Source organism: Amycolatopsis albispora (assembly GCF_003312875.1).
Taxonomy (GTDB): Bacteria; Actinomycetota; Actinomycetes; order Mycobacteriales; family Pseudonocardiaceae; genus Amycolatopsis; species Amycolatopsis albispora.
Genome location: NZ_CP015163.1, coordinates 8,714,591 through 8,726,802 on the forward strand (window position 1 = coordinate 8,714,591; position 12,212 = coordinate 8,726,802).

Consider the following 12,212-nt stretch of genomic DNA (forward strand, 5'->3'; position numbering starts at 1 on the left):
CCAGCGGAGGCTAGGTGATCGCTCGGGGGACCGGTCCCCCACGGGGTTTGCCACCTTGGGCGCGTCATCGTTGTTCCTAGTTGTTCCGATCGAAGAGAGGCTCGATGAAACGCACGCTTGGCGTAGTGCTGGCGGTGGTCGCGCTCGGGGTACCGGGAACGCTCACCGCGGTCGCCGCGGGTTCCCCGCTGCAGATCGCGGGCGTGACCGCCAGCGCGGACGACGGCAACGTCCCGGCCAACACGCTGGACAACGATCTCGGGACCCGGTGGTCCGCCGAGGGCGACGGGGTGTGGATCCAGTACGACCTCGGCACGGCGCAGACGGTCGGTTCGGTGTCACTGGCCTGGCACAAGGGCGACACCAGGAAGAACACCTTCGACATCAAGCTTTCCAGCGACGGGACGTCGTGGAAGACCGCGCTGGCAGGGAAAGTGTCCAGTGGCACCACGCTCGCGCCGCAGAACTACGACTTCGCCGACGCGTCCGCCAGGTACGTGCGCGTGGTCGGGCACGGGAACACGGGCAACGACTGGACCAGCATCACCGAAGCGGCCGTGCTCGGCGCCGACGGCAATGGTGGCACCTGCGCGTACCCGGCTGACGTGCTGGATCTCGAGAACTGGTACATCGGCTTGCCCATCGGCGCGGACGAGAAGCCGAAGAACGTCGAGCAACCGGAACTCGCGACGTACTCGATCGACCCGTGGTTCACCGCGACGCCGGACTGCGAGGCTGTCCAGTTCCGCGCCGCCGTCAACGGGGTGACCACCAGCGGTTCCAGCTACCCGCGCTCGGAACTGCGGGAAATGAAGGGCTCGTCGAAGGCCAGCTGGTCGTCCACCTCGGGAACGCACACGATGACCATCGATCAGGCCATCACCGCGCAGCCCAAGGAAAAGCCGGACGTGGTCGCCGGCCAGATCCACGGCGGTGACGACGACGTCTCGGTGTTCCGGTTGGAGGGCAAGAAGCTCTACGTCACCAAGGGCGACACCTCCGACCACAAGCTGGTCGACGACAACTACGTGCTCGGCACCAGGTTCCAGGCGAAGTTCGAGGTGAGCGGCGGCAAGATCAAGGCTTATTACAACGGCGTACTGCAGACCACCATCTCCGACAGCTTCACCGGCGGGTACTTCAAGGCAGGCGCCTACACGCAGGCCAACTGCGAAAAGTCGTCGCCTTGCTCGAGCAGCAACTACGGCGAGGTGAAGATCTACGCCCTGAACGTCACCCACAGCGGCTAGTAAGGCTGCGGCAAACACGAGACGACCACCGGCGGCGCAGCTCGCCGGTGGTCGTCTCGACAACAGGCGAAGCCGCATGATCCGCCACGCGGGACAGCGCCACGTCCGAAATCTGGATGGAGTCTGGGGGATGGCCAACACCGCGATGCAGGTCGGCATCGGCGTGGGGCTGGCGGTGCTCGTGGGGTCGCGAACGCCGGTTTGACCGGGCGCGACGGTGAGGCCTTGCGCGGCATTGCCGCCCTGGCGGCGAAGGTCGTCGGGGCCAGAGTGGTCGATCGTGCACGGCGACCGACCACCCTCGGCGAGTTGTCAACTGGCGACTCGTCGCACACCACCGCGGACGGCGGCGACCGCCGCGACGATGATCCACGCCATGCCCAGCAGCCGTCCCAGCAGGATGAACGCGTTCCCGTAGTAGAACAGCAGCGAGCTCAGCGACAGGAACGCCGGGACCGCCGCGACGGCACCGAAGATCCGGATCGCACGTGCTCGGAAGGCGCCGCGCGTCAGCCACACATAGGTGCCCAGCAGCACGACGTGCCCGACGCCGCCCGCGTAGAAGCCGCCCTTGGTGATCGCCGCGACGGTGCTCGCGGACAGGTCGGCGCCGAACGCGGCCGTCACGAAGGACGCGGTCACCGAAAGGCACATCGCCACGACCGCGGCGTAGCCCACGAGATGGCTCGCGCCGGTGCCGCGCACGCGCCGGACGGCGTGCACGAACAACGCCAGTCCCAGTACCGAAACGAGCTGCATGACACCGGTCATCGCGACCCCGGTGGCATTGCCGGTCACGTAGTCGAAGATGGCTGTCGCCGGGGCATCGGGCAGCGGCCGTTCCGCGTCGCCGGCGACCAGGTCCACGGCCAGGTACGAACCGAGGAAGACGGCCGCGCCGACCGGCGCGGTGAGGCGCACCGCCCGGTGGTCAAGAGTGGTTTCCGCAGTGGACATCGGGACTCCTTCAGCGTTCGAGGTGTCCTCAAAGCTGCCGGAGCGAGCCGCGGAAAGCGTCCGCGCTCGGACGTAACTCCAGCTACGCAGCTCGGCGTAGGCGCTCCCTGTCCAGACGTCACCGGGCGGCAAGCCCGACGAAGTTCTACGCGGGCGACGACGGGGTGACCCGCCAGCCGGCGTCGAAGGTCAGGTCGAAGCGGTCCTGTGCGCCGAAGGCGTCGGCCACGGCGAGTACGCCGGCCGCGTGCACCGCCGATTCGTCCAGGTCGGTCAGGTACGCCAGTGCCTGGACTATTTCCACCTGGTGACCGTCCACTTCGGTGCCGAGGGCGCGTACGAGGTCGAGCCCGTCGCGCACTCCCGCGAGTGCGGCTTCGACGAATTCGGCGTCTGCCCTGGTTTGCAGGGAAGCGGGATCGCCGTCGGGGATGGCCCAGGACACCGACGATGTGGCCGAAGGCGTCACGCGGACTTTCACGTGCCCGAAGTAGCCGCGTCCGTTCTTCTGGCGCTGCAACCTGAACTCGCCAACGCGGGTCACCCCGGCCTCCTTGTCTCGAACAGGTGGTAAACGCTGTGGTGGAAGTAGTTCTCCGGGCCGAACCGCCCGGTTCCGCGGCGGATGTGCTCGTAGTCGTGGTTGCTGCCCTGGTTCCACAGGTCGGTCGCCGCGTCGTCGTCCATTGTGGTCATGTCGGCCGAGCGCAGCCCGTCGAAGTCCTCGCCGCGGATGCGGTGCTCGATGATCTCCAGGTCGGTCGGTGCGCCGTCGCGGCTGCGCACCATCTCCAGATAGCGTTCCGCCTGGTCGCGGGTTTCCCAGGCGTAGAGCCCTTCGCCGAGTTCGCTCCGCGGCCTGCCCTGTGCGTCCACTCCGGACGGCCACGGCTCACCGCCGTCGTTGATCAGCCGGTCGGCGTCGGCCCGGCCCTGCACGCTGTAGTAGGTGCGGCAGGGGGACAGGCCGGTCGGGTCGGTCGCGGCGGTCGGGTTGGGCACGTAGGCCTGCGGGTTCGGTCCCGGCGCCAGGCCCATCGGATCGGTCGACACGTAACGGCCGGTTTCGGCGTCGTAGTGCCGGAAGTGGTTGTAGTTCAGCCCCGACTCCGGGTCGAAGTACTGGCCGGGGAAGCGAAGCGGAGTGCCGGCCTGTTGCGGCGCCGAGCCGACGTCGTGACCCCAGATCGTCGACCGGCGGCGCCAGCCCAGCGCCCCGGACGCGTCCACCAGCTCGGTCGGGGTGCCCACCAGGTCGGTCACGATCGAGTAGAACTGGCTGTCGATCCAGCCCTGGTCGGCCGAGCGCACCCGCTGCACCTGGGAAATCGGCCGGAAGGTGCCCGGTGCCCAGTCCCAGGTCAGCGCGTGGCCGCCGGAGTGCACCTGCTCGGCGAGCTGCAGGCCGTCCCAGCAGAAGTCCGTTCGTTCGAGCACGGTGCCGCCGGGCCCCAGCCGCAGCTTGGCGATCCGCCTGCCCAGCGGGTCGTACAGGTAGCGCCAGTGGCTCCCGTCGGGCGTGACCACCCCGACGAGCCGGTCGTCGGCGTTCCAGGAGTAGTGCCAGGTCTCCGGTTTGGCGGACAGCCGCTTCTTCTGCCGGAGCACCACGCGTCCCTGCTGGTCGTGCTCGTAGCGCAGCTTTCCGGCCCGGGTGAGCAGCGTGCCGTGGTAGGCGCGCTCGCCGTGGGCTTCGGTGTCCCCACCGGACCACTCCGCGGCGCGCACGTTGCCGCCGCTGTCGTAGGCGTACTGCTCGGTCCACCCCGCGCCGCGGACGGCGGTGATCCGGCCGCCGCCGTCGAGCTGGAACGACCGCGGGCCGTCGAGCTGGTCGTCCACGGCGACCAGGTGGCCGTCCGCGCGGTAGCTGAAGTCCCGCCGCTGGATCAGCCGCGCCCGGCCGCCACCGGCCACAGTGGACACCGTCTGGCCGGTCAGCCGGTGGTTCGCGTCCCAGGACTGGGCGATGATGGTGCCGCTGTCGAGCAGGCGCTCGACTTCATGGCCCGCCGCGTCGTAACCGAAGCTGATGGTGTGCCCGGCGGTGGCCAGCGCCGTCGGCTGCCCGCTTTCGCCGTACTGCCAGCGTGATTCCGCGCCGGTCGGGGTGCGCCGGGCGATCCGGCGCCCGGCCGCGTCGTAGGCCGAGGTCACCGCCTGCCCGTTGACCGACTCGGCGATCACCTGGCCGAGCACGTCCCGCTCGAGCACCAGGTCGGCGTCGTTGTTGCGGGCGCGGACCAGCCTGCCCACCGGGTCGTATTCGAAGTACTCGGCGGTGCCGTCGTAGCGCCGCTGGAGCATCCGCCCGGCGCGGTCGCGGACGAACTCGATCCGCTGCCCGAGCCCGTTCGTGCGCGCGACGAGATGACCCGCCTCGTCGTGCTCGTACTGGATCCGCCTGCCGTTGAAGTCGGTCTCGGCGACCAGCCTGCCCGCCGCGTCGTAGTCGTAGCGCCACTCGAGGTGCTGCGCGTTGGTGACCGTGCGGAGCCGGAGCGCGGCGTCGTAGGTGAAGGTCAGCTTGCTGCCGTCGGTCCTGGTCTCCACCGCGGGCAGGTCGAAGTGCGTGGTCTGGACCGTCACGCCGCGCCCGGCGGCGTCCTGGTAGGCGACCTCGTTGCCTTCCCCGTCGTACTGCCAGCGTTCGACGCTGCCGTCGGGGGCGGTCCTGGACAGCAGCTTGCCCTCGACCGTCCACGTCATGCGCGCGGTCGCGCCGCTCGGATCGGTGACCGAGACGATCCGGCCGAACTGGTCGCGCTGGTACCGGGTGACCTGGCCCCGCACGTCGATCTCGGCCACCGGCAGGCCGGCCGCGTCGACCTCGGTGCGGCGGGTGCGGCCCAGCCCGTCGGTGACCGAGGCGAGCTGCCCGTTCTCGTGGTAGGTGCAGGTGGTGGTGACCCCGGCCGGGTTGGTGATCGAGACCACGCGGCCAGCGTGGTCGTAGGCGCGCCGCCAGACCGCGCCGTCCGGGTCCACGGTGACCGTCGGCCTGCCCAGTTCGTTGTGCTCGGCCAGCGCCTGGGTGCCGTCCGGACGGGTCAGCCTGGTCAGGTTGCCGTCCTGGTCGTACTCGTAGCGCGTGGTGCGGCCGAGCGGGTCGGTGCGGCTGATCAGGCGGTCGTGGGCGTCCCACTCCTGCCGCCAGGTGTGGCCGAGCGGGTCGGTTTCGGCGATGACGTTGTTGCGCTCGTCGAAGCGGTAGGTGGTGGTGTTGCCCAGCGCGTCGGTGAAGCGGGTGCCGCGGCCGTCCTCGTCGTAGCCGAAGGTGCCGTTGAGGAAGCCGCCCGAGCCCTGGTTCGCGATGCACCGGCCCTGGGCGTCGTAGAAGTAGCGGTACCACTCGCCGTTGCGGTCGGTCCACTGCGTGATCCGGCCGGCGAGGTCGTAGTCGAAGCGCAGCGGGCGGCCGGAGGAGTTGACGACCTCGGTGAGCCGACCGCGCTCGTCGTAGCCGTACCGCAGCAGGACGATGCCGTCGCCGTCGGTCTCGGCGAGCCGGAGGGTGACGGCGCGGCCGCCCTCGTGCTCGAATTCCACCCGGTAGCCGCCGGAGTGCTGGACGGCCAGCGGGATTCCGGCGCCGTCACGCTCCACGGTGATCCGGTTGCCGCTGCGATCCTCGATCCGGGTCAGCGGCTGGACCGCGCCCGGACCGGCCGGGAAGTGCAGGCTCTGCCCCGAATCGCGCTGGATGGTGAAGCCGTCCTCGGAGCGGCTCAGCGGCCAGCGCGGGCCCGCGGCGGGCAGCACCGAGCCGGTGTCCGGTGGGGCCGGGTAGGCCAGCAACATGCCGTCCTCGGCGACGAACAGCACGCCCTCGGCGTCGAACTCGAGCCGCTGGTCCACGGTGCTGGCCCAGGACGGTCCGAAGGTGAGGCCGGCCCGGTAGGACGAGATGTGCGTGCGCCGCAGCACGAGCGACAGCACACCGGCGAGTTCGACGTCGGTCTGCGCCAGGACCATTTCCCCGGTCGCCACGTCGATCGGGTCGTTCTCGCACTTGCGCTGGTCGATCGGCGTCTTGGTGTCGTTGACGTCGTCCGGCCGGTTGCTGCCCGGTGAGGAGGAGTCGGGGGTGGTGCTGCCGGGTTTTCCGCCGTCGGGGGTGCTGCCGGTGTCGGGTGTGGTGTCGGCGCCGGATGGGGTGGTGTCGGGGGAGTTGGGGGTGGTGTCGGGGGTTGTGGTGGTGTTCGGCTTGGCGCCCGAGGGGGTGGTGCTGCTGCCGGGTTTGCCGCCCTTGCGCAGCATTTTGGACAGTTTCTCGATGATCTCGCCGAGTTTGTCGATGATCTTGCGGATCTTCGGGGAGACGTTGCCGATGGTCTTGACCAGCTTGCGGATGAAGTCGCTGATCTTGGTGATGGTCTTGGAGATGGCGGTGGTGGCCTGCACGGCGATCACCGGCGTCGCGAAGCCCAGGGTCCCGGCGGCTTCCAGCGCCCAGGTGATGAGCTTGCCGACGAGTTCGGCGACCAGGTCCCGGACGAGTTCACGCACGGCGGCGACGACGGTGCCCATGATCATCACACCGGCGGAGATGCCGTCGGCCAGCGAGGCGGCGCCGGCGAGGGCGTCGGCTTGTTCGGCGGCGGCGCCTCGGTAGGCGTCGGCGCCTTCGCCTTGCCAGCCGGCGGTGCCGTTGGTGACTTCGTTGCCGAGGTCTCCGGCGATGGCGTTGACTTCGGCGGCGACGTTGGCCCAGGTGTCGGAGAAGGACTGGATCACGGGCGGGTCCCCGGCGAGCCAGTCGAGTGCTTCCTTGAGCGGCTGGACGTGTTCGATCAGCCAGGACACGCCGTAGGAGGCCAGCGTGCCGATGGGGTCCACGACGAGGGACAGCACCTCAAGGCCGACGCCGACCGCACCGAGTCCGGCTTCGACCCAGGAGCCGTCGGACACGCCGTTGGCCAGATCGACCGCCGACTCGGCGATCCCGATCCCGGTCACCCCGGTCGTTTGCGACTGCGCTTGCGCGACCAGCGGATTTCCCTCAGGCATGCACGCCCCCTTCCAACCCGCACTCTACGACGTCGCCCCGGCTACGCCGGTTCCCTGGGCGGTGCCGCACCGGCGCAGGATGGCGACGGCCTCGTCGGCCATCGCGCCACGTCGGTGCCGAGGCCGCGTACGAGGTCGAGTCCGTCGCGCACCCCGGCCTCACGATGCCGCAGCTGGAAGTTGCGGCTCGACGGCTTGAGCTATCGCGAACGCGTCCTGGCACGCCTGTTCCGCCATGCACCATTGTCGGCCTCGCCCGCGGGAAAACCACGGCCGGTCAATCGCCAGGCGCAGCCGATGTCGAAGGCTCGAACGAAACCTGCGGCTGACCACACTCCCGCGTCGAGCATCGCCCGCCTGCATCAATGTTGCAGCGGAGCCCCGCTTGGTTGGAGATCAGGCAGTCAATGGGGGAGCAGCGGTTCTACGGCGGTCGCGGCGTGTTCACGCTAGCTTCTTTCGTACTCGAATCGCTCGCCAAGTTGGCCGGAACAGCCCACCTCGCGTCTCGATCCAGGACATTCACCCCGTGCCGCCGCCGGCTTGAGTGTGTCCCAGGGGCAGGGTGTTCACTGGCGGGCAACCGTCCGTTGTGGACTGTCCGAGAAGGGGTACCCATGCGTAAATCCGTCGTTGCCGGGCTCGCCGCCCTGCTGGTGGCGTCGCTGGCGCCGGTGGGACTGGCGGCGGACACCGCGCCGCCCGGTCCGGGCGCGGTGACCTGGGGGAAGTGCCCGAGCGGCACGCCGCTGGGCCCGCTGGAGTGCGGCACGCTGCCGGTCCCGCTGGACTACCGCGACCCGCGCGGCGGCACCATCGACCTCGCGATTTCGCGGCTGGCCAGTGCGAACCCGGCCAAGCGCCGCGGCGTGCTGCTGCTCAGTTCCGGCGGGCCGGGCGCGCCCGCGATGAACTACCCGCTGGTCCTGACCTATTTCGGGCTGCCGCAGAGCGTGCGGGACAGCTACGACCTGATCGGCATGGACCCACGCGGGGTCGGTTACAGCACCCCGGTGACCTGCGACCTGCCGCCGGAAACCTCGCAGACCGCCAACATCCCGGACTACGCGCTGGACTCGGCCGACGTCGCCGCGCGGGCCGAACGGGTGGCCGAGGTCGCCAGGAAGTGCGGCGCGGCTTCGACCGCCGGCCTGCTGCCGCACCTGACCACCGCCAACACCGCGCGTGACATGGACCGGGTCCGCGAGGCGCTGGGGGAGCGGAAGCTGTCCTTCCTCGGCGTTTCCTACGGCACCTATCTCGGCGCGGCCTACGCCACGATGTTCCCGCAGCGCGGTGACCGGATCGTGCTCGACAGCTCGATGAGCGAGGAAGGTTCGGCCCCCTCGGCTTCACGTGGCTTCGGCCAGGGCGTCGAGGATCGGTTCCCGGACCTGGCGAAGTTCATCGTCGCGCATCCGGAGTACGGCCTGGGCACCACGGAAGAGCAGGTGAAGCTGAAGTACTACGAACTCGCCGCGCGGCTGGACGCGCAACCACGCCCGGACGGCTTCGACGGCAGGCAGTTCCGCCGCGCCACCTTCGAGCGGATGTACACCGACCAGGGCCTGCCGCAGGCGGCCGAGCTGTGGCGCGCGATCGAGACCGGGCAGCCCGTGCCGCCGTTGCCGAGCGCCCCGCCACCGCCGGACCAGCCGGCGGACAACGTCACCGCCGCCCAGCTCGCGGTGCTCTGCGGGGACCGGAACTGGCCGGAGCCGGTCGAGTTCTACCAGCGCAACGTCGAGGAGGACCGGTTCCGCTTCCCGATGTGGGGCGCGGGCGCGGCCAACATCTGGCCGTGCGCGTTCTGGCCGGTGGAGCCGGTCGAGCCGCCGGTGGAGATCGGCGACCGCGGGCCGTCGAACGTGCTCATGGTGCAGAACCTGCGCGACCCCTCCACGCCGCTGTCCGGCGCGCTGCGGATGCGGGAGGCGCTGGGCGACCGCGCCCGGATGATCACCGCCGACCAGGGCGGGCACGGCGCGTACCTCTACCTGAAGAACCAGTGCCTCAACGACGCGACCACCGACTTCCTGGTCACCGGCGAACGACCGCGCGAAGACCTCGCCTGCTGATCCCGGGTTCACCGGAGGGTCTGGCCGACGCGCTGCGCGAGGTCACGCAGCCAGATGTGGCCCGCGTCCTGCGTGTGCACCGGGTGCCACCACAGCGCCTCCTGCAACGGCACCGCCGGGAACGGGCAGGGCAGCACGCGCACGCCGGGCGCGGGCAGCCGGTCGACCAGGCGCTGCTGGATCATCGCGATCCGCCGGGTGCCCGCGACCAGTTCCGGGAGCAGGTGGAACGACGGCACCGACACGTCCACCCGCGGGCTGACGCCGAGCATGCTGAGCTGCCGTGCGACCGGGGCGTCGTAGGCCCGCTGGTACACCGCCCACGGCAGGCGCGCGAGGTGGTCGAGGGTGAGGTCGCCGGTGACCTCGGGATGGTCGTCGGCCACCAGGCAGACCCAGCGGTCGGTGCACAGGTCGACCGCGGGAAAGCCGTCGATCACCCCGTGCGGCATGAGCAGGCCGTCCACCGTGCTGAGCAGGGTCGGCAGGTTTTCCAGCAGCGTCGGCGAAGTCTGCTGGAAGGTCAGCCGGACGCCGGGTGCCGCTTCGTGCAGGGCGCGGGCGAGCGCGACGCCGAACACGGTGGCGCCGTAGTCGGAGCTGACGAGGGTGAACTCCCGCGTTTCGGTGGCGGGGTCGAAATCGGCCTGGCTGCTGAACATGCGCTCCAGCACGTCGCACGCAGTGGCGCTGCGGTCGCGCAGCACCGTGCCCAGTGGGGTCAGCTCGTACCGCGAACCCACGCGCGAGAGCAGCGGATCGTCGAAGTGGCGGCGGAGCCGCGCGAGTGCCGCGCTCATCGCGGGCTGCGTCAGCCCGACGCGTTCGCCCGCCCGGGTGACGTTGCGTTCCTCCAGCAAGGCGCGCAGGGCCACCACCAGGTTGAGGTCCAGGCTGGACAGGTTCATCGCCGCTCCCGGTATCCACGTGGTGAATGGCGGCTATCACGGACATTCATTTCCGTGATCCTCCGTCGGCGGCCACAGTAGTCCTCGAACCCAAGGAGGACACCCGATGGCAACGCCCTTCGCGCTCGGCACCTTCTCCACCGGTCACGAGCCGTTCCCCGGCCTGGTGGTGGAGGACCGCGTGGCCGACCTGAGCCAGGCACTGCCCTGGCACCCCGCCACCACGCTCGCGGTGCTGGACCGGTGGGCCGGGGCGCTGCCCGAACTGCGGGAACTCGCCCAGCACGCCAAGAACTGGCTCGACCTGGCCAGCCTCCGGGTGCACGCGCCGATCGCGCCGCGCCAGGTGTTCCAGTCCGGGGCGAACTACCGCCAGCACGTGATCGACCTGGTGGTGGCGCACCGACCGGAAGACGACCAGGAGACCGAGGAGCAGGCCAGGGCACGCGCCGCGGAGCTGATGGACCGCCGCGCCCGCGAGGACCAGCCGTACGTGTTCGTCGGCCTGCCGTCGGCGATCACCGGGCCCTACGACGACGTGGTGCTGCCGTCGTGGTGCACCCAGCCGGACTGGGAACTCGAGCTGGCGGCCGTGATCGGCCGCCCGGCGCACCGCGTCACCCCGGAAAACGCGCTGGCGCACGTCGCGGGCTACACCATCGCCAACGACCTCACCGCCCGGGATCTGGTGTTCCGCAAGGACATGCGGGAGATCGGCACGGACTGGCTGCGGGCCAAGAACGCGCCGGGGTTCACCCCGCTCGGCCCGTATCTGGTACCAGCCGAGTTCGTGCCGGATCCGATGGACCTGCGCCTGGTGCTCAAGCTCAACGGCGAGACCAGGCAGGACGAGTCCACAAAGGACATGATCTTCGACGTGGCGCGCCTGGTGTCCTACGTCTCGCAGACCACCACCCTGCTGCCGGGTGACCTCGTGCTGACCGGGTCACCGGCGGGCAACGGCCTGCACTGGGGCCGGTTGCTGCGTGACGGCGACGTCATGGAGAGCACCATCACCGGCCTCGGCACCCAGCGCACCCGGTGCGTGGCCGAGTGAACCGCGCCGATCCCGAGGCTGCGATCGCCGAAGCCGCGAAGCTGTGCTCGAACTGGGGCCGCTGGGGTGCGGACGACGTGCTGGGCACGCTGAACTTCCTCACCGAGGCCAAGCGCCGCGAAGGCGCCGCGCTGATCCGCCGCGGGGCCAGTTTCTCGCTGTCGCAGCGGTTCGACCTGAACGGACCGCAGAAAGGCTGGCGCCGCCGCACGAATCCGGTGCACACGATGCTCGACACCGGCACCGACGCGGCGGCCGGGCTCCAGGGCTTCCCGCACGGCATCGGCGGTGCCGACGACGTGATCGCGATGCCGCTGCAGTGCTCGACCCAGTGGGACGGCCTCGGCCACATCTTCGACCACGGCCGGGCGTGGAACGGCCGGGACGCGGCCACCACGGTGACCGCCGAAGGTGATCGGGTGACCGGAATCGAGCATATGGCCGCGCACGTCGCCGGGCGCGCGGTGCTGCTCGACGTCGGCCGCGCGGTCGGCGGTGGCGAGCTGCCGGACGGCTTCGCCATCACCGAAGCCCACCTCACCGCCACCGCTGAGACACACGGGGTGGCCGTCGGCCGCGGTGATCTGGTCCTGGTCCGCACCGGGCAGCTGGCCAGGGCGCGGCGCGACGGCTGGGGCGACTACGCGGGCGGGCCCGCGCCCGGCCTGTCGTTCACCACCGCGCAGTGGCTGCACCGCACCGAAATCGCCGCGATCGCCACGGACACCTGGGGGTTCGAGGTCCGCCCCAACGAGTTCGACCACGCCTTCCAGCCGCTGCACCAGGTAGTCATCCCGCACATCGGCCTGCTGGTGGGGGAGATGTGGGACTTCGAAGCGCTGGCCGCGGACTGCGCGGCCGACGGGGTGTACGAGTGCTGGCTCACCGCCGCCCCGCTGCCGATCACCGGGGCCGTCGGCTCACCGGTCAATCCCGTCGCCGTCAAGTGAAC

8 protein-coding genes are annotated in these 12,212 nt (G+C 70.3%); 4 read left to right on the forward strand and 4 right to left on the reverse strand.

Annotation, left to right across the window (positions count from 1 at the left end):
• The first annotated feature begins 104 nt into the window (after window positions 1–104).
• Complete coding sequence (locus tag A4R43_RS40490) at window positions 105–1,250, forward strand: polysaccharide lyase family 7 protein (protein WP_113696919.1); 1,146 nt, start codon at window positions 105–107, stop codon at window positions 1,248–1,250.
• A gap of 312 nt (window positions 1,251–1,562) precedes the next feature.
• Here A4R43_RS40490 and A4R43_RS40495 read toward each other — a convergent pair whose 3' ends face one another.
• From A4R43_RS40495 to A4R43_RS40505, 3 genes are all read right to left on the reverse strand, one after another.
• Complete coding sequence (locus tag A4R43_RS40495) at window positions 1,563–2,207, reverse strand: hypothetical protein (RefSeq protein ID WP_113696920.1); 645 nt, start codon at window positions 2,205–2,207, stop codon at window positions 1,563–1,565.
• A gap of 145 nt (window positions 2,208–2,352) precedes the next feature.
• Window positions 2,353–2,751 carry a hypothetical protein gene (locus A4R43_RS40500; protein ID WP_113696921.1) on the reverse strand — a complete coding sequence of 133 codons (399 nt, stop codon included), beginning with the start codon at window positions 2,749–2,751 and terminating at the stop codon, window positions 2,353–2,355.
• Entirely contained in the window at window positions 2,748–7,217 is a 4,470-nt protein-coding gene (locus A4R43_RS40505; protein ID WP_113696922.1) for a DUF6531 domain-containing protein, read from the reverse strand. Before A4R43_RS40505 ends, A4R43_RS40500 begins: the two co-directional genes overlap by 4 nt.
• A 617-nt stretch (window positions 7,218–7,834) precedes the next feature.
• Between A4R43_RS40505 and A4R43_RS40510 the strand changes: the two genes are divergently transcribed.
• Window positions 7,835–9,295, forward strand: a complete 1,461-nt coding sequence (locus tag A4R43_RS40510) for an alpha/beta hydrolase (protein WP_113696923.1) — start codon at window positions 7,835–7,837, stop codon at window positions 9,293–9,295.
• Window positions 9,296–9,303: 8 nt separating this feature from the next.
• On the opposite strand, the gene A4R43_RS40515 is transcribed toward A4R43_RS40510, so the two are convergent.
• Window positions 9,304–10,203 (reverse strand): LysR family transcriptional regulator, encoded by a 900-nt coding sequence (locus A4R43_RS40515; protein WP_113696924.1) that lies wholly within the window; start codon window positions 10,201–10,203, stop codon window positions 9,304–9,306.
• A gap of 106 nt (window positions 10,204–10,309) precedes the next feature.
• Between A4R43_RS40515 and A4R43_RS40520 the strand changes: the two genes are divergently transcribed.
• Both A4R43_RS40520 and A4R43_RS40525 read left to right on the forward strand, forming a co-directional pair.
• On the forward strand, window positions 10,310–11,260 hold the full coding sequence (locus tag A4R43_RS40520; protein ID WP_113696925.1) for a fumarylacetoacetate hydrolase family protein: 951 nt from the start codon (window positions 10,310–10,312) through the stop codon (window positions 11,258–11,260).
• On the forward strand, window positions 11,257–12,210 hold the full coding sequence (locus A4R43_RS40525) for a cyclase family protein (protein WP_113696926.1): 954 nt from the start codon (window positions 11,257–11,259) through the stop codon (window positions 12,208–12,210). The genes A4R43_RS40520 and A4R43_RS40525 overlap by 4 nt, the downstream gene beginning before the upstream one ends.
• Window positions 12,211–12,212: the final 2 nt, after the last annotated feature.

What these genes read in the sequence shown, in the direction of transcription:
- A4R43_RS40490 (WP_113696919.1), top strand. Translation starts at nt 105, where the DNA reads ATGAAACGCACGCTTGGCGTAGTGCTGGCGGTGGTCGCGCTCGGGGTA.
- A4R43_RS40495 (WP_113696920.1), bottom strand. Translation starts at nt 2,207, where the DNA reads ATGTCCACTGCGGAAACCACTCTTGACCACCGGGCGGTGCGCCTCACC.
- A4R43_RS40505 (WP_113696922.1), bottom strand. Translation starts at nt 7,217, where the DNA reads ATGCCTGAGGGAAATCCGCTGGTCGCGCAAGCGCAGTCGCAAACGACC.
- A4R43_RS40510 (WP_113696923.1), top strand. Translation starts at nt 7,835, where the DNA reads ATGCGTAAATCCGTCGTTGCCGGGCTCGCCGCCCTGCTGGTGGCGTCG.
- A4R43_RS40515 (WP_113696924.1), bottom strand. Translation starts at nt 10,203, where the DNA reads ATGAACCTGTCCAGCCTGGACCTCAACCTGGTGGTGGCCCTGCGCGCC.
- A4R43_RS40520 (WP_113696925.1), top strand. Translation starts at nt 10,310, where the DNA reads ATGGCAACGCCCTTCGCGCTCGGCACCTTCTCCACCGGTCACGAGCCG.